At 53.0% G+C, this 18,063-nt stretch carries 13 protein-coding genes and 1 pseudogene; 7 read left to right on the top strand and 7 right to left on the bottom strand.

The window, feature by feature from the left end; translation table 11 throughout:
• Window positions 1–26: 26 nt before the first annotated feature.
• Window positions 27–1,207, bottom strand: a protein-coding gene (locus tag D1224_RS12990; protein ID WP_119377970.1) for an IS3 family transposase whose coding sequence is annotated in 2 segments (ribosomal slippage) — window positions 27–958 and window positions 958–1,207 — 1,182 coding nt in all. Because the reading frame shifts where the segments join, the coding sequence is not laid out codon by codon here.
• Between the two features lie 178 nt (window positions 1,208–1,385).
• On the opposite strand from D1224_RS12990, the gene D1224_RS12985 reads away from it, so the two are divergent.
• Together D1224_RS12985 and D1224_RS12980 are read left to right on the top strand one after the other, a co-directional pair.
• Complete coding sequence (locus D1224_RS12985) at window positions 1,386–1,826, top strand: thioredoxin domain-containing protein (protein WP_018147834.1); 441 nt, start codon at window positions 1,386–1,388, stop codon at window positions 1,824–1,826.
• A 323-nt stretch (window positions 1,827–2,149) separates the two neighbouring features.
• The gene (locus D1224_RS12980) at window positions 2,150–4,609 is read left to right on the top strand and encodes a TonB-dependent receptor (RefSeq protein ID WP_233350546.1); all 2,460 of its coding nucleotides are present in this window, start codon (window positions 2,150–2,152) and stop codon (window positions 4,607–4,609) included.
• A 193-nt stretch (window positions 4,610–4,802) separates the two neighbouring features.
• Here D1224_RS12980 and D1224_RS12975 read toward each other — a convergent pair whose 3' ends face one another.
• Entirely contained in the window at window positions 4,803–5,324 is a 522-nt protein-coding gene (locus D1224_RS12975; RefSeq protein WP_018147832.1) for a MarR family winged helix-turn-helix transcriptional regulator, read from the bottom strand.
• A gap of 419 nt (window positions 5,325–5,743) precedes the next feature.
• Here D1224_RS12975 and D1224_RS12970 point away from each other — a divergent pair, with 419 nt between their 5' ends.
• The 3 genes and pseudogenes from D1224_RS12970 to D1224_RS12960 all read left to right on the top strand — a co-directional run bounded on the left by D1224_RS12970 (window position 5,744) and on the right by D1224_RS12960 (window position 9,801).
• The gene (locus D1224_RS12970; protein ID WP_233350545.1) at window positions 5,744–8,665 is read left to right on the top strand and encodes a TonB-dependent receptor; all 2,922 of its coding nucleotides are present in this window, start codon (window positions 5,744–5,746) and stop codon (window positions 8,663–8,665) included.
• 149 nt (window positions 8,666–8,814) lie between these two features.
• A pseudogene (locus D1224_RS12965) lies at window positions 8,815–8,961 on the top strand (IS6 family transposase); the annotation flags it as partial.
• A 135-nt stretch (window positions 8,962–9,096) separates the two neighbouring features.
• Window positions 9,097–9,801, top strand: a complete 705-nt coding sequence (locus D1224_RS12960; RefSeq protein ID WP_018147829.1) for an IS6 family transposase — start codon at window positions 9,097–9,099, stop codon at window positions 9,799–9,801.
• A gap of 136 nt (window positions 9,802–9,937) precedes the next feature.
• Here the strand turns inward: D1224_RS12960 and D1224_RS12955 are convergent, their stop codons facing one another.
• From D1224_RS12955 to D1224_RS12940, 4 genes are read right to left on the bottom strand one after another with little or no spacing between them, the layout of a single operon-like run.
• Complete coding sequence (locus D1224_RS12955) at window positions 9,938–13,081, bottom strand: efflux RND transporter permease subunit (protein WP_018147828.1); 3,144 nt, start codon at window positions 13,079–13,081, stop codon at window positions 9,938–9,940.
• Window positions 13,078–14,190 (bottom strand): efflux RND transporter periplasmic adaptor subunit, encoded by a 1,113-nt coding sequence (locus D1224_RS12950; RefSeq protein ID WP_083910934.1) that lies wholly within the window; start codon window positions 14,188–14,190, stop codon window positions 13,078–13,080. The genes D1224_RS12955 and D1224_RS12950 overlap by 4 nt, the downstream gene beginning before the upstream one ends.
• A complete protein-coding gene (locus tag D1224_RS12945; RefSeq protein ID WP_018147826.1) occupies window positions 14,187–14,609 on the bottom strand; it encodes a PaaI family thioesterase in 423 nt (140 codons plus the stop codon). The genes D1224_RS12950 and D1224_RS12945 overlap by 4 nt, the downstream gene beginning before the upstream one ends.
• The gene (locus D1224_RS12940) at window positions 14,606–15,484 is read right to left on the bottom strand and encodes an alpha/beta fold hydrolase (RefSeq protein WP_018147825.1); all 879 of its coding nucleotides are present in this window, start codon (window positions 15,482–15,484) and stop codon (window positions 14,606–14,608) included. The genes D1224_RS12945 and D1224_RS12940 overlap by 4 nt, the downstream gene beginning before the upstream one ends.
• A 77-nt stretch (window positions 15,485–15,561) precedes the next feature.
• Between D1224_RS12940 and D1224_RS12935 the strand changes: the two genes are divergently transcribed.
• Window positions 15,562–16,029 carry a MarR family winged helix-turn-helix transcriptional regulator gene (locus D1224_RS12935; protein WP_147372394.1) on the top strand — a complete coding sequence of 156 codons (468 nt, stop codon included), beginning with the start codon at window positions 15,562–15,564 and terminating at the stop codon, window positions 16,027–16,029.
• A gap of 122 nt (window positions 16,030–16,151) precedes the next feature.
• Window positions 16,152–16,856 (top strand): IS6 family transposase, encoded by a 705-nt coding sequence (locus D1224_RS12930; RefSeq protein ID WP_026180626.1) that lies wholly within the window; start codon window positions 16,152–16,154, stop codon window positions 16,854–16,856.
• A 151-nt stretch (window positions 16,857–17,007) separates the two neighbouring features.
• Here D1224_RS12930 and D1224_RS12925 read toward each other — a convergent pair whose 3' ends face one another.
• Complete coding sequence (locus D1224_RS12925) at window positions 17,008–17,958, bottom strand: formylglycine-generating enzyme family protein (protein ID WP_119380375.1); 951 nt, start codon at window positions 17,956–17,958, stop codon at window positions 17,008–17,010.
• Window positions 17,959–18,063 lie beyond the last annotated feature (105 nt).

Here is an 18,063-nt window from a genome sequence, read left to right as displayed (position 1 = left end):
TGACCCAGCCCCGTGATCCGGGCCGTTCATTCGGAGAGTCTGTTCGCCTTTCTTTCTGTTGGTTGGTTTGAGGTCAAGGCCCGGCGAGCGGAGCCACCGCGACGCTCAAGCGAGCCGGGCCGGTGTCTGCGGTGCTGAGCGGCATAGGTCAACGGAGCAAGTCCGCCGAGTGCGGTGTGCGGCCGTGTCGTGTTGTAATCGATCCGCCAGGCTTCGATGATGCGCCGGGCGTCACCGAGACTGTCGAAGAGATGCTCGTTCAGGCACTCGTCGCGCAGCCGGCCGTTGAAGCTTTCGACGAAGGCATTCTGTGTCGGCTTTCCCGGCGCGATGTAATGCCACTCGATGCCGACCTCGCGGACCCATTTCAGGATCGCATGACTGGTGAGCTCAGTGCCATTGTCGGAGACGATCATCTTCGGAGCGCCCCGCTGGGCGATGAGGCGGGACAGCTCCCTCGCGACCCGCACGCCGGACAAGGAGACATCGACGACCACAGCCAGGGCTTCCCGGGAGAAGTCGTCGACAACACAGAGCGTGCGGAACCGGCGGCCATCGCTGAGGGCATCCGACACGAAGTCCAGGCTCCATCGCTCATTCGCCTGTTCCGGCAGGAGCATGGGCGAACGCGTGCCTGTCGCCCGCTTTCGCCCGCGTCGTCGTTTCACGGCCAACCCCTCCTCGGCATAGATGCGGTAGATCTTCTTGTGATTGGCACTGAGGCCCTCGCGGTCCAGCAGGATGCCGAGCCTGCGATAGCCGAACCGGCGGCGTTCACCAGCCAGCTCCCGTAGCCTCTGGCGCAGCTTCTCGTCACCGCCATCGCGTTTCTCATACTGGAAGGTGGACCGATCGAGATCGGCCAGCAGGCAGGCCCGACGCTCCGACAGGCCATGCGTTTCCATCACGTGGTGCACGGCCTTCCGCTTCGCATCGGGCGTCAGAAGTTTTTTGTCGCCAGGTCCTTCAGGGCGGCATTGTCCAGCATGGCATCGGCCAGGAGGCGCTTCAGCTTCGAGTTCTCCTCCTCCAGCGTCTTCAACCGCCGGGCGTCCGACACCGTCATGCCGCCGAACTTCGCCTTGTACTTGTAGAAGGTCGCATCCGAGATGCCGTACTTGCGGCAGATATCGGCCGTCTTCACACCAGCTTCGTGCTCCCGGATCATCCCAATGATCTGTTCTTCGGAAAATCGTGATTTGCGCATCTGTCATCCTCTTCGTGTCGAGGACTCTGCAAATTCATGGCCGGAAATTACGGGGCTGGGTCAAAGACCACCGCATTAAAGTGGCCCTCTAGAGGACGCTTTCCGAGAGCCCCTTTTGGCGTTGCCGACAACCGCATACATAATGTATGGAGGCATACAATATTGTAGAGGCTCTCGAATGTCTAAACTGACCGAGTTTGAGAAAGCTGCCGTGCCAGGCGTAATGCGGCGTAGGGACATTCAAGTAATATTTGTTGACGCTGTATATGAAGACGGACTGATTATGTCGGCTCTTTCGGCATATGGAATTCCTTATCTTGAAGTCCATGACGAGGCTGGCGAATTCGCCATCGCGCCGACCCTTGATAGCATTCTGAATGATAAGCAGACTGTTTGGGAGACGAGCCGTAGGCAAATTCTGATAAAGGGCAACGTCTCAAGCTTGGGAGTGTCTCATCTTTGTCTTCGTACTCTGAGTTTAGGGTTTGAAGCATTTTTCTGCCCGACTGAATTCGATGAGAGCCAATTAAATTCATTGATTTTACAAAGACTATTGCGGGCAGGTGTTATGCCGGTTCCACTCGAACATCTTTTATCGGAACTTATCGCCGAGCTATGACTGTGTTCAGTTCTGAGTTGTCAAATGTCGAATGCGGCGTCTAAGGGGCGCGCACAAGCTGCCATGCCACACTCGTGTTCGGCTAAGTTCGCCGTCATTTGTTATTCCGCGATTCTGCTCTTGCGCACTGTCTCGCTCCATATCGACAGACTTCTAAATCAAATGCGGCACCAATCGGAGTCGGGGTCACCGGCACAACTACTGGTCGCGCGCCCAATTTTTTTTTTGACCTGCGACCATTGGGCCCAACGAAAATACAAAAGTTCTTTTCTAAAGAAGTACGAAGGCATATAGTATGGCGCAAACAAAAGGGAGAGAGATAATTGCCATATCTTAATCGACTGTCGAAGATCACCGCGTCTGTATCCGGGGCAGTATTGCTGCTGGCCGCAGGTGCGCATGCCCAAGCGGAAGTGAACGAGCAGAACGTTGCGGTCTCAGCAAACAGCGAACCGACCATTCGTCGCCTTGGTGCTGTAACTGTCACAGCGCAAAAGCGCGAGCAAAGCCTACAAGATGTGCCGATCGTCGTGACGGCTTTGTCCGGCGAACTACTGAATGATGCCGGTGTTCAGGACATTAAGGATTTGACGGTAGTGACTCCTGGTCTTCTCGTGACGTCTTCGTCGAAGCAGGCCAATACCACCGCTCGGATCCGTGGCATTGGTACGGTTGGTGACAATCCAGGTCTAGAGAGCTCTGTGGGCGTTGTTGTCGACGGTGTTCCACGTGCCAGGAATGGTGTTTCCTTTGGGGATCTTGGAGAAATCGAGCGCATCGAAGTCCTTAAAGGACCGCAAGGAACCTTGTTTGGTAAATCGACCTCTGCGGGCGTTATCAACGTTGTTACAAAGAAGCCCTCCAATGAGTTTGGATCCATCTGGGAAGTTGGAATCGGCAATGAAGGCTTTCTCCGCACGTCCGGAGAAGTTACGGGTCCTTTGTCTGATGCAGTGAGCGGTCGTCTTTACGGGGTCTACGAGGAGCGCGACGGGCTTCTTGATGTGAAAACGGGCAATGGTCCGCGCACCGCAGATGAAACAAGTCAATATGACTTCTACTCCTTCAGGGGGCAGCTTCTTTTCGAACCTTCCAGTGACCTCGAAATCCTTCTTTCGGCCGACTATACCGACCGGGAAGAGGACTGTTGCATGGGGGACTATATAGCGGTGGACCCAGCGCGTGGTCCGCTAATCACCCTGCTGGCAGGCGGCGACGGTGCATCCGCCTTCCCTGTCGATCCGTATGATCGAGTTGCCTTTGCAAATCGTGACGCCACGCAGACGACCGAAGATTGGGGCGTGTCGGCCGACATTTCGTGGCAAAGCGATGTCGGTGAACTAACCTCGATCACATCATATCGCGACTGGGACAATGGTTCCGGACAAGACATGGACTTCAGCGCCGCTGACATCTGGTTCCGCGATTCTGACGAAACCACTGATGCTTTTGCTACGTTCAGCCAGGAAATCCGTCTCGCAGGCGCGACGGACAAACTGGACTGGCTAGTTGGGGCCTACTACGCTAACGAAACGCTTGACCGCACCGATTTCATCAATTTCGGCAATGGTTATTTCTTCTACTTTCAGCAATTGCTGCTCGGTGCGAGCGGTGGGGCGTTTAACCTCGCTGCGCTACCCGGCTCCATCTACACAGGTGAGACCAAAGCGACAGAGGATATTTTTAAGCAGGAAGCTGATACGTATGCCATTTTTACCAACAATACGTTTAGCTTCACTGACCAGTTCGATCTTACCGTTGGTCTTCGTTATACGATCGATGAGAAGACGTTGAACTCTGATTTCGATGGAAATGAAGGCAGTTGCTCCACCGCCCTGGCTGTTTTTGGAGCGGCAAACGGTTTAACCCCAACTCTTTGTCTGCCTTGGGTAAACGACAACTTCGTCGGTGTTAGTTCCACTCAAGATCGTTCAGACGAGGATCTTTCCGGTACAGTAAAGGGCTCATACCGCTTCAGTGAAAATCTGATGTCCTACGCATCTTACTCCCGTGGTTACAAGGCCGGGGGCTTCAATTTGGATCGCAGTCAGTTCGGACCCGCAGATCCCGCGCCCTTCCAGCCTAACCTTGACACCGGCTTTGATCCTGAAACCGTGGATGCCTACGAGGTCGGCTTCAAGAGCAATAACGCTGCAAATAGTTTGTTCTTCAACGGTGCCATTTTCTATCAGGAATATAATGATTTTCAGTTAAACACCTTCACCGGAACGAGCTTTATCGTGACATCCGTTCCCGCCGTGATTTCAAAGGGTGCAGAGTTCGATTTCCGATATCTGCCTGAAAAGCTTGAAGGGCTGACACTTCAGGGGGGGCTCGTTTATGCTGAAACGCAGTACGACGATTTTGAAGCAGTGGACTTTTTTGCGCCGCCGCGTTTGCCAGGAAGCACGATTTCATTTGCGCCCCGCTGGTCAGGTACGTTGGCAGTTACATATGAGACCTCTTTTGTCCGCGACTGGGATACGAGATTCAATGTCTCGAGCCGGTACACTTCACGGTATAATACAGGCTCGAACCTCGATCCGCTCAAGGAAGTTGACGACTTGGTCGTGGTCAACGCGAGAATGGGGTTTTATAGCGACAACTCACCGTTTGAGCTGGAGATTTGGGCGCAGAACCTGTTCGATGAAGACTATTATGAGCTAGCCTTTGATACGCCCCTCCAGGGTACCGCGGCTACCCAAACGTCACCGGGTACCGCTGTTGGTGCTTTCCTGGCACCGCCCCTTACCTTCGGTGCAACCGCCCGTCTGCGGTTCTAATCTCAGTATCTTAGACATTAATGCTCTGCTCTTCAAGTAACTGAGGGAGCCGAGGGGCTCAGGTTACTGATATTGGAAATATTCGCGATAGTCATGGCGGTATCCGCCGTGACTATCTGTGAATTTGGGTTTCTGATGCCAAGATAATTTAGGGGTGAGCCTTGTTCAGTCGCCATGCCGTCCGATCAATCCGTCAGTCGGTGTCGTTCGCAATGCCCTTATTTGAAGCGTGAGCGCTCATTTCGTTTGCGCGATTGAGATTCAAAATGACTTTTTCCATATAGCTTTTGACATTCAGCAAATCTTCCTCGGTAAATCCTGCAAACACTTCTGTGGCCACATGGGAGCCCGCCTCATCGATTTCCGCCCATTTGACGGATGCTAAACTTGTCGGTACGACTCGCCAGACGCGTCGATCCTTTTCATCAACAATTCTCGCGACATAGCCGCGCCGCTCTAGTTGATCGATTAAGCTTCCGACTGAGGCTCGTCCTAATTCTAGAACCTCAGCCAGTTCGGTTTGAGTGGGCTGTTTTAGCCTAAATACATAAAGCATCGCCCTCCACTGGGCGCGCGTAAGCTTGAGAGAAGCCATGTCGATGTCGAACCGGCGTCGAAGCTCGCGCGAAACGCGACCGATAAGAAAGGTCAGTTCCACACGCTCATTAGCAGCAAAACGTATATCCATTATCGTCGATGATTTTTTTATATTCATTCCAACCACTTCATTTTCTTGTTTTCAGAGAATGGCTGAGTGGTTGTTCCGGTTCAATCGCTAAATCGCATGCGCACCAAAAAGGGCTGGCTAAATGACTTTAGCCAGCAGGTGTATTGGGAAACGCAAAGTGCAGAAGAGGCCTGTCTGTCCATTTGCCGTTTCAATTAACGTCTAGCGGACAAGGCTAACTATCGCTCTTTACAAATCAAGGATCAAGCAACGCACTCAATCATTGATCTAGATACAGTATGGCGGCATACAATCGGTGTCAATACAAAAAGCGTGCGCTTTGGCTTAGAGAGGACGGGGCTATTAGCCCATTCTCTACCTAATAATAACGTTATGCTTGCATAAAATAGGAAAGTGTTCTTGTCTGATAAAGTCCGCATAAGACGGACGAAACGAGGGAGGACATTTTGAATTTATCCAGAAAAGTGTTGACAGTTTGCCTGCTTGGTAGCGTCTCAATTTCAAGCTTGGGGGCTGGACTTTCTGCCCAAGCCCAAGACAGCGACAGCGTCAGAACGCTGCAATCGGTGGTTGTGACCACACAGAAGGCTCAGGAATCCGTTCAGGACGTTCCAATTGCAGTTTCAGCGTTCGATGACGAGGCGATCGAGAGACTTCAGCTCACTGGAGGCCCCGATTTAACTAAAGCGGTCCCCAACGTATCCTTCACCAAGGGTCAATTCACCGGTTTCAACTTAAAAATTCGAGGCATTGGCGTAGATGTGGTAGCCACGTCTGGCGACGCTGGTGTCGGTATTCACCAGAACGACGTGCCGCTTCAGTCCAATCGGCTCTTTGAGTCAGAGTTCTTTGACACAGAACGTGTGGAAGTTCTGCGTGGGCCGCAGGGTACATTGTATGGCCGCAACGCAACCGGTGGGGTTTTCAACCTCATAACTGCAAAACCAGTCTTTGGCGAATACCAGGCGGACGCCGCCCTTACCTACGGCAATTACAACACCATCAAAGCCAAAGGCATGGCAAACATCCCATTTGGCGACCGGGTTGCGCTACGTGTTGCCGGATCGCTCACACAGCGTGATGGATATGTTGAAAATTTGGTCACGGGGAATGATGTGGATGACCGGGATCTTTGGTCAGTGCGCGCGACACTAGGATTCGAACCGACCGAATCATTTAGGGGTTGGCTCCTTTACGAGCATTTTGAAGAGGAAGATGCTCGCCTGCGGTCCGGTAAGCAACTGTGCAAGAAAGACCCGCTAGACACTAATTTTGCGGGCATACCAATCGCATTTGAGGATCAGATATATACCTCCCAGGGCTGCCTCAGCGCTCCTTTCTCGGAGTCTCGCGATACAGTGAATTCGGTAGCAACACTTGCAGGTGGCTTGGCTGTAAGGGCTGGACTGCTAAATGGTGATGCGTTCACCGCACCTGCTATCCGGGACCTTAGGACCATCGCGGCTGGGTTCGATCCATTCTACCAGGCCGAACAGGATCTCTGGACACTCAATCTCAGCTGGGACGTCACCGACACACTTGAGTTTACATCGCTAACGAGTCGGAACGAAACATCTGTGATTTCCGTCGAAGATGTTTCCAAAGTCGAGCCCACAATTACATTCAATGACTTTTCCAGCATCCCACCAGGCATCAACCCCTCTATCGATCTTTACAATGCACTTTTCCCTGGCGGCGTAGTCAATGATCCACAAATTGGTCCAAGCAATCTATATACTGTGGCTGACCCGTCCGGCGCGACAAGCGAAGCGTTTACGCAAGAACTGCGCTTGCAATCTGATTTCGACGGCCCCTTCAACTTTAATGTTGGGGCAATTTATATGGATTACGAAGCAGGAAACAGCGATGTAATCGACGGTTACTACTTCGTAAGCAACGCGCTGACCGGACTTTTGCAACTGCACAACGCATCCTTGGCCCAAGGTGGTCCTCCTGCGATCCCTGGCGTACCCTTTCCAGCAAGTTTGGATACGTCGAACGTGGATGGTGATACGAACATTCTGAACTCGCTTAACGGGCTAGGCCGGAATTATTTCAGAACAGTCTCTCCGTATGAGTTGCAGTCTACGGCTCTGTTTGGCGAAACGTATTACGACCTCACCGATGATCTAACGTTCACACTGGGATTGCGTTATACCAAAGACGAGAAATCACAAAAGAACATTCCGACTTATCTGTTTACACCAGATGCGGTGCGGCCGGATCCGACGGCACCCGTTCCGAGCCCGGCAACAGAAGCGGAACTCGATGGAACCGTCGATGGAATCTTCGAAGTAGAATTTGAGGAAGTGACTGGTCGCGCCGGCGTTGATTGGTCGCCAAATTTCTCATTTACAGATGATACTCTGCTTTATGGGTTTTATTCCAGGGGGTATAAGGGCGGTGGGATTAATCCGCCACAGCCCGCGGAAAACGCCAATGCGTTTCCGAACACCTTCGAACCTGAATTTATCAATGCTTACGAGGTGGGAACCAAGAATCTGTTCGCCGAAGGCACGCAGCAACTCAATCTAACCGGCTTTTACTATGACTATACCGACTATCAGATTACTCAGGTAATCAACCGGGCGTCCGTCAACTTTAACGTGGATGCTGAACTGTATGGCTTGGAGGTTGAATATCTCTGGAGCCCTGCAGACAACTGGCTTCTGACCGCCAACTTAGGCTTGCTGGAGACAGAGCTTGTAGATGTATTCGCGATTGACGTTCTGGACCGCACAGCGAGCAACCCAGACTTCGTTGTTATCAAAAACGCAGCCAACTACTCAAACTGTGTTGTATCAGCCCAAGGTTATGCGACCGTGCTAGGCGCGATCGCGGCCGGTCAACTCGCACCCGGCAGTACTGCAGGTCTTTGTCTTGGGAACTTTGCAGGCCAGGAAGCCGCGTTTGGTCTAGGTAATGTATCCTACATGGACGGGGATGGGGCGACCCGTGCGGTCGGTGCTCTCACGCCCTTTGACGGCGTCAACAAAGATTTGCGTGGTAACAATCTTCCTGGCGCACCTGATACCACATTAAACTTGGCCGCAGAATATACTTGGTCCGCACTAGGAAACAGCGACTGGAAATTGACGGTGCGAGGAGATTACTACTATCAGGCAGACAGCTTTTCACGCATCTGGAACGTTGGACGCGATCAGATCGATAGCTGGGAAAACTTCAACCTTTCTCTTGTGTTAGCGAATACAGAATCTGGTCTGCAAATTGAGGCATTTGCGAAGAACCTGTTTGATGAGGAGGTCATTACAGGGGCCTATCTGCAAGATGACAGTCCCGGACTCTACAGCAATGCATTCTTGACTGAGCCAGCCCTTTACGGGGTGACGATTTCAAAGTCGTGGTAGTGTAGATTACATTCAGGCATACCAAGTGGGGCCAAGCCGGTGTTATTTCGGCTTGGCCCGGCATTGTCAGTGACCTGAGCCCCTCGGCTGGTGTTGTCAGGAGAACAGGCCAATTGAACAGGCAAGCCGACCCGACTAGCGTTGCCTGCATGTCCCAAAACCCGTTTCTTTACTTCAAGACATCTCGCGAAATTATCCAGCTCGCGGTCATGATGTACGTTCGTTTTCCGCTGTCCCTTCGCAACGTCGAAGACCTCCTTCACGAGCGTGGAATTGACGTCTGCCATGAGAGGGTATTGTCAGGGGAACTGGCCGATTGAGCCCGTCGGCCGTCTTGGCTAGCATCGCCGGATGCCCCGCAATCCATTCCGAGGCATTGTCAGCGCAACCGAGCGATTGAGCGGGTAGGGCAGGTCGGTTAGCGTTTCGGGATGTCCCGAGATCCGTTCCGATATTTCAAAACATCGCCCGAGATCATCCAGCTTGCGGTGATGATGTATGTGCGTTTCCCGCTCTCGCTTCGGAATGTCGAAGATCTTCTGCATGAGCGCGGAGTCGATGTTTGCTACGAAAGCGTACGGCTCTGGGTTGATCGTTTCGGGCCCATGTTCGCGGGCAAGATCCGGGTGCGTCGAGCCAGCTACATGAGACAGATCACCCAGTGGCAATGGCATCTCGATGAGGTCTTCGTGAAGATCAATGGCGAGACCCACTATCTCTGGCGAGCTGTCGACCATGAGGGCGAAGTCCTCGAGAGCTACGTTACGAAAACACGCGATAAATCAGCGGCTTTGCTGTTCCTGAAGAAAGCAATGAAGCGATTCGGCGCGCCAAGGACCGTCGTGACCGATAGGCTGAGATCTTATGGTGCGGCAATGAAAGACATCGGGAACATCGATCGCCAGGAGGTCGGTCGTCACCTCAATAATCGAGCGGAAAATTCGCACTTACCATTCCGCCGACGAGAGCGAGCGATGCTGAGGTTCAGGCGAATGTCCAACCTGCAGAAATTCGCCTCAACCTACGCTTCGTTTCACAATCATTTCAACCTTGATCGCCACATCAACCACCGCCAGACCTTCAAAACGAAACGAGATGCCGCTCTCCTTGAATGGCGTCAGCTTCTGGCTGGATAGGGCAGAGTGCGGCTAGAGTTGCTGGAGACGGGATTGCATTAGACTGACAGCACCTCTCGCTGCCTAAACCGGCATTTTCGTCGACTAGCAGAGACGAGTTTACATTTGTCTGACACACAATCCAGATCGCTCCATGTCACTGATCGATGCGCTGCGCCTGAGTTGGAGAAACACCCGCTCCCCGCTTGCCAAGCACGGTCCGGGAAAACAGTCGCCAAATCCACTTTGCAACATTAGCGATATCTCTTGGTATCACGTACGCTGCCGGAACAACGAGTAACGTCAATATCGTTGAAGTCGACAAGCCGCCAATCAGCAATGCTCCCAAGGCGTTTCTCCATTCGGCACCATCCGATGTCGCCAAGGCGACAGGAACCATCCCGAAGATCGCTGAAAGAGCTGTCATTAATACTGGGCGAAGGCGTTCAGGACAGGCTCGTCTGATTGCATCGCCGCTAGGCACGCCCTCTTCCATGAGCTGATTGGCGCGGTCGACAAGAAGAATGCCATTTTTCATCACGATACCCATCAGCCCAATTAGGCCGATCTGGGCAAACAGAGACGATTCCAATCCAAAGTAGTAAAGACCTGCGAACGCGCCGGAAAAACTAAGCGGTGCTGTCAGCATAATGATTAAAGGCTGTACGAAAGAATTGAATTGGCTTGCCAGAACCATGTAGAGAACAATACAGGCAAATAACAGCGCAAATCCGATTGCATCTGCAGTCTCAGCCATGTTCTTAGCCATGCCCCCCATTTCGAATGTTATGCCCGGCGGTGGAGGCACATCGTCAATCATCTGGAGCAGTGCTCCAGAAGCTTCACCCAAGGATGATCCTGTTGCCGTGATCGCCAATACGGACACTTTCCGAGAGCGATCTTTTCTGTCGATCTGCGCAGGTCCGGACGCAAACTGTATCTTTGCAACTGATGCAACATCTACAAGACGACCGTCGACTCCGCGCACTTGAACACGCGATAGATCGCTAATGGTTTCGCGCTGAAGGTCGTCCAATCTCAAGCGCACATCATAACGCTTCCCGCCATCTTCAAAGCTCGCGACGTTGAGACCACCCAGAGCAATGCGGGATGTAGACGCAAGCGTGCGCGCTGAAACACCTTGATCTCCGGCGCGCTGTCGGTTGAATAGGATCTGTGCTTCGGGTCGTCCTGATTGATAACTGGTTCGTGGGTCGGAAAACGCACCGTGCGCCCGCATTCGCTGTACCAGTTCGTCTGCGTAATCTGATATTTCTTCAAGATTTTGGCCTTTTAGAATTAGATCGATGTCCGTTCCACCGGAACCTGTTCCACTCACCCAAGGCACTTCAAGCACCGATGTTTTGACTGCGTCCGGCGCGACCGTGGCAATAACAGCGCGAGCTTCGTCCATAATCAAAAATTGAGATTTCGCGCGGTCAGACTTTGGTGTGAGAGAGGCATAAAGGGACAACACATTCGTATCGCTTTGTGCGCCCGCGCCAATCGTGATGAAGATACTTTCAATATGCTCAACGTCTAGCAGTGCTCTCGCAACATTGCTTGCCACTTCACTAGAAGCAGTAATTCCAATTCCTAATGGAAGCTCTATTGTACCTTGAAACTCGCTTCTATCTGCTTTTGAGGTGAAGCCAGACGGCACGCGCGCGGCATACCATCCGCCGACAATTACCGACCCGGCGGCCAAAAGCAGCACAGGATATCGAAAGGTCACCGCCCATGACACGATGTGCCCATAAACACCGTCAACACGGTCCCATAGCAATTCTATCGGGCGGAGCCAGAATGTAGTTTTTCGATGCTTAAGCATTCGCGACGCCAGCATGGGTGTCAAAGTCAAAGCTACAATTAGAGAAACGGTTACAGAGAAGACGATGGCCAAGCCGTACTGGAAGAAAAATCGTCCAACGATACCACCCATAAAAGCGATGGGAACGAAAACTGCGAGCGTGGCCGCCGTACCGGCCAAGACCGCTAATCCTACCTTTTTCGTACCGTCATAAGCCGCCTGCATAGGTGGCTTGCCGTTCTCAATCTCCGTGGTGACGGATTCAACAACGACTATGGCATCATCAACCAGAAGTCCAATCGCAACGGTCAGCGCTAGTAAGGTCAGCACGTTGATCGTGAAGCCCATCAGATAGAAGCCGAAAAAGGTTGCCACCAAAGAGGTCGGGATCGCAATAGCAACGATAAGGGTCGCGCGAACATTCAAAAGGAAGATAAATGTTACGCCGACCACCAGCCCCATGGCGATCTGCAAGTCATGTCCGACGTCCTTGATCGAACTTTCTACAAATTTCGAAATATCGCGTGTGACGACAATCTCCACACCGTCCGGGGCGAGTGTCCGCAAACGCTCAGCTACAGACTTTACAGCACGCGAAACCTCAACTGTGTTTCGTCCGGCTTGCTTGCGGACATCAAGCGAAACACCGCGCCGACCGTTGAGGAAGGCCGCAGAGCGTTCGTCTTCCAAACCATCTTCCACTCTTGCGACATCGCCAACATGAATTACAACGCCGTTTTCTCGATACGCCACGGGTAGATCTGCGAAATCTGCTGGCGTCGTTGCTTCAGCCAACGTTTTGACGCCGAACTCGCGAGTGCCACCAGCAACTTCTAGCCTCCCACCTGGAAGCTCAGCATGCTCACTCTGGACAGCCATGCGAACATCATCCGCAGTCACTCCGAATGATCGCATCCGGTTGTTGTCAAGCCAAACGCGGATAGCTCGGTCTCGTCCACCAACAATCGACACCGATCCCACACCCTTGATGCGTTGAATCTCGTCTTTGGCGATATCATCGGCGAAAGCAGTTATCTCCCGGATCGGGATATCACCAGCAATCATAACCGATATTATGGGTGCGGCATCGGGATCAACTTTATCGACAACCGGTGGGTCAACGTCGCTTGGCAGGTCAGCCAATGCGAGTTGAACCTTATCGCGTACGTCTTGTACCTTTACGTTGATATCGGTTGTCAACGCAAACTCGACTAAGATACTCGAAACGCCTTCGTTACTGAACGATTGCAGGCTTTCGATCCCATCAATCGTGTTGACGTTTTCTTCGATAATATCCGTCACTTCAGATTCTATCGTTTCAGGCGAAGCACCCTCAAGTGTTGTCGTGACAGAAACGTACGGGAATTCGACATTTGGAAACAGATCGACACCCAGTCGACCAATGGAAATCCACCCGAGCCCAACGAGCGCGGCAATGATCATGACAGCGAAAACCGGGTGTCGAATAGAGGTCTTGACGATCCCCATCATGAAACGTCGGTCTCCACTACCGTGCCGTCACGCATCGCATCTAGAGGGTCGACAACAATTAAGTCGGATTCACTCACGCCCGATAGAATTTCAATTCGAACTGGATCAATATCTCGAAACGTAATCGATGCTCGTCGGGCTCGATCACCATCAACTTTAAAGACATAGGGAGAAGTGCTCGAACCCTGAAGCACTGCCCTAGGCAAAACAAGCGCTGGACGCGGGTCAACGTTCACTTCCGCCCGCACTGATTGCCCCGCTCGCACTGCGCATCCCTCATTCAAAAATGCCATTCTGAATTCGACGGTTCTTGCTTGCGGATCAACTCGATCATTTAAAATAATGATATCTGATGGGATAGGTGCACTCCGGCCATCGACATAGAGGTTGCCCTGCAAGCCAAGACGCAACCGACCAACTTCAGATTCCGGCGCAAATAGGATCCCTGCTGCGATCTCGCACTCTTGTATTTGAAGGACCGCCGAATTGCCCATTCCAGAGAAACTATTTGCCATGAAAACGCCTTCGTCGACGTAGCGGGCTGTCACCGCACCATCGAAGGGCGCGCGAACAATCGTATCATCTAGCGCCTGCCGCGCGGTAGCTACTTGAGTGCGGCGAAGCGTGACCTGCGATGCCGCAACCTGAAATGCCGTTTGAACATCTTCGTAAGCAGCTCGTGAGACTGAGCCATCATTGACGAGAACAGAATATCTTTTAAACGCACGTTCGGCATTTGCCGACCCCGCAATTGCAATATCAAGTTGGGCTTCAGCTTCAGAAAGTCGTTGTTGATAGTCGATACGTCGCGTCTGAAACAATGCCTGGCCTTTTTTCACACGGTCACCAACTCCGACATGAATTTTTTCGACTACGCCTTGCGATAGCACGCCAATGTTGCTCGTTTGCTTTGCCGCAATTGTTCCTGACGCGACTAGAGGCTGAGCAAGGTCAATGCGTTCAGCGCTAGTTGTGCTCACTTTAATCGGGGCAATAGTTTTTGGCCTCTCATCTACCGCAACAGCCGTTTGCTCCGGAGGTCGCTCATTTGAGCAAGACGCAAAAAGAAAAACTAGGATAAGCGCGCGGAAAGACAAATGCCGGTTCATGCTGACGGCCTAAGCATCCGATAAGCCCCTCTGCCACTCGAAAGCAAATCGCCGTCACTGCTGTAAACACTGGCCTCCGCCACGGATAGGGTAGCTCCGAGGCGAACCACCTTTCCGACAATTGTAAGCGGGCCAGGCGTTGCAAGTTGATGATAGTCAACACGTAAATCTGCCGTTGCCAGAGGCATATTTCCAGTCGCAATCAAAGCGTAAAACCCCGTCAGGTCGATCAGCGCGGCGAGCACACCGCCATGCGCGGACTCTACCTTCGGGTTTGATACGAGTTCGTCGCGCCAAGGCATAGACAGTTTGATTTCATCCGCGCCTGTTTCGGTCACGGTGAGTCCGAGCCAGCGATGAAACGGAGCCGCTTCTAATGCCTGCTGAACGAAAGCGAGATCAGGCAGAGTTGCACTCATGCTTCAACAACTTCCGAATGCTGCCGCAGAAAGTTACTGACAGCCGTGGTGAATACATCGTTGTTGTCGCCAGCCACCATGTGTCGCGCACCAGCAACATCTGTGAAGTGGGCTTGAGGCAATAAAGCTTGGAATTTTTGCACTGAGGCCTCCGAGACAAGCTCACTCATGCGTCCACGCACCAAATGAACAGGAACAGTGATGTTGCGTACCGATTGCTCAAGGTCCCCAGCTCTCTCAACGGCTGATCGCTTCATAACCCCTTGAATGAAGGCCGGGTCCCAATGCCAACGCCAGCGTTTGTCCTGACCTTGCCGAAGGTTTTTGCGCAAGCCGTCAAGATCTGTCGGTCGGGGCCTGTGAGGTAAATATTGCGCGATAACATCTGCGGCCTCCTCCAGCGTCGCAAATCCATCCACGCTATGCTCGGCCATAAAGCCGATTATCTTTGCGACGCCGCTAGCTTCCATGTTTGGCGTAATGTCCACCAAAGTGATTGAAGCAAAAGCTTTTGGTTGCAGCATGCCAGCACCGACCATGGCACCGAGCCCGCCGAGCGAGGCGCCGACAATGTGAGGTGCACGCCCTTCGTCGCTTAGCTGCTCCGCGACAGCGACCAGATCACGCCCGAAGGCCTCCAGAGAATAGTCGCCATCCTCAGCCCATTCGCTATCGCCGTGCCCTCGAAGATCTAGGGCAATAGAATAAAATCCTTGCTGACCAAGCGATCTGGCTGCGCCTTTCCACGCATGGCGAGTCTGACCACCTCCGTGAGCAAATATTACAGTTGGCGCAGAGTTCTGACCGTAAGCGGAACAGGTCAGTGTCAGACCACTTGCTTGGATTTCTCGCTCGCAACCGTCATTCATAGCCATAATAAATCCCCTAAAATATTATTGTTATGCTCCTAAATGTAAGGTAACTCACAAATAAAGTAAATCGGAATGATATTTTGAAAATTCCAACTGCCGAAAATAGCTTTGTCGGACGTATGGGGGATGATGAGCGAGTGAATCTCAGCTTTTTGCTGGCAGAAGTTACTCGCTTGTTGCGAGCGGCCTTTGATCAGGAAATGAAGCGGCTGGACTTAACGCGGTCACAGTGGCACGCCTTGATTTACGTACTCAGGCTGAAGGCAGCTTCTCAAACCCAACTTGCCGAGGCATTAGAAGTTGCCCGTCCATCTGTTGGCACACTGATCGATCAGTTGGAGAAATCGGGCTACGTAACGCGTGAGGCTGACACGCAGGATCGTCGTATTTGGCGAGTGGTGCCGACAGAGTTTGCGTTGGCGAGATCAGAAGAGATCGCGCGCCTCGCCGAAAGTGTTGCTAACAATGCCTTTGGCGGTCTGTCTCAAGAGCAAATTGAGGCAGCGTCATCAGTGATCCAGGTCATTAGACAAAACCTGGCTAGCTGACGTTCAATCTGACCCAGCCCGTGATTCGGACGGCTGGCCTGCTGCTACCGCTCCTGAATTACGGGCATTGTCAGGAGAACCGGGCGATTGAGTGGGTAGGGCGACGCGGCTAGGATTGCTTCATGCCCCGAAATCCATTTCGCTATTTCAAAACGTCGCCCGAGATCATCCAACTTGCGGTCATGATGTACGTCCGATTTCCGCTTTCTCTGCGCAATGTAGAAGACCTCCTTCATGAGCGTGGAATTGACGTCTGCCATGAGAGCGTGCGGCTCTGGGTCGATAGGTTCGGTCCGATGTTTGCCGGCAAGATCCGCATTCGCCGCGCCAGCTACTTGCGCCAAATCACGCAATGGCAGTGGCACCTGGACGAGGTGTTCGTGAAGAACAACGGAGAGACGCATTACCTCTGGCGAGCCATCGACCATGAGGGCGAAGTTCTAGAAAGCTACGTCACCAAAACTAGAGATAAATCAGCGGCTTTGAGGTTTTTCAAGAAAACGATGAAGCGATACGGTGCGCCGCGGACAGTCGTGACAGACCGGCTGAGACCCTATGGTGCAGCGGTGAAGGAAATCGGAAATATCGATCGCCAGGAGGTTGGTCGCCATTTGAACAACCGCGCCGAGAAGAGCCACTTGCCATTGCGGCGACGAGAGCGAGCAATGTTGAGATTCAGGCGAATGTCGAACCTGCAGAAATTCGCTTCGACGCACGCCTCGTTCCATAATCACTTTAACCTCGAGCGCCACATCAACCACCGCCAGACTTTCAAATTACGACGCGACGCTGCCCTTCTCGAATGGCGCCAACTTGTGGTTGGATAGGGCAGCGTGCGGCTAGCGATGCTGGAGACGGGTTCGCATTAGACTGACAGCACCGCCAGCCAGTTTCCTGGAAATTCGAACGGTACGGACGTCGACGAATAGTCCTCGCGCGTCCCGGGACCCGCGTTCCTTGCTGAGCCTTCTCAAGCGCTCAGGGCGCCTCACCCATGACGATGCGAAAGCCGATATGGTTTGAGGGAAGGCTGGCTTCCTGGCCCTGGCGGGCAGGCGGGCGATAGCGGCGGCAGAAATTGTCTGCGCAGAGATATGATCCGCCCTTGATGGTCATCACCGAGTCCGGGCCTTGCGCGATCTGGCTATACGGGCTGGTGGTCCATTCCCAGACATTGCCCGACATATCGTGAAGCCCCCAGGGGTTGGGTGCATAGCACCCCACCGCCGCGCGTCCCCGGAACCCGTCAGCGCCTGTATCAGAGATAGGGAAAATACCCTGCCAGGTGTTCGCGTGCGGCGTTTCTGCAGACGGCGGATCATCGCCCCATTCATAGGTCGTTGGCGAGCGGCCAGCGCGTGCGGCGTATTCCCACTCGGCCTCTGAGGGTAGGCGGGCACCTTTCCAGCTGGCAAAGGCTTCGGCATCTTCATAGGAGACCTGAACAACCGGTTCGTTCGGCTTGCCCTCGATTGTGCTATCCAGCCCCTCAGGTCGCCGCCAACTTGCGCCCGGCACATAACTCCAATGGCCGGGCCCCGCCCCCTTCGGCAGAGTAAATACGGCTGCCCCGGGTTTTCTGAAACGGGCAGGCGCGTTGGCGGGCAAGAGGGCTGGGTCAGGTGCGCGTTCCGCACTGGTCACATATCCGGTTTCAGCAACGAAATCTGCGAATTGCGCATTCGTGACCTCGGTTACCCCCATCGCGAAGCTGCTGACAGTTTGAGCGCGTTGCGGCGCTTCCTCGCGGTAGCCGGTGTCTGATCCCATGAGAAAGGAGCCGCCTTCAATCGATACAAAATTGCCGACTGGAGGATGAGGGCACCGACCGTCTGATGTGGCGGGTACATTTTCCGCCGGAGTGCAAGCTGTAAGTCCGAGGCAGACAAGTCCGGACAGGAAAGGAGCGGCGTCAATTTTCCTGTCCATACCGGTTGATGACATCCTGAATTAAAATTGACACTATGCGTGCCAAATAATAATTGGGAGCGAAGAGGAGATCAATCGTCACGTGTCTTTGAAGAGTATTATTTC

The sequence above is a fragment of the Henriciella barbarensis genome, from assembly GCF_003576345.1.
In the GTDB taxonomy this organism is placed as follows: Bacteria; Pseudomonadota; Alphaproteobacteria; order Caulobacterales; family Hyphomonadaceae; genus Henriciella; species Henriciella barbarensis.
The sequence above is the reverse complement of the archived record's forward strand: the minus strand, read 5'-3'. Positions and strand labels throughout refer to the sequence as shown.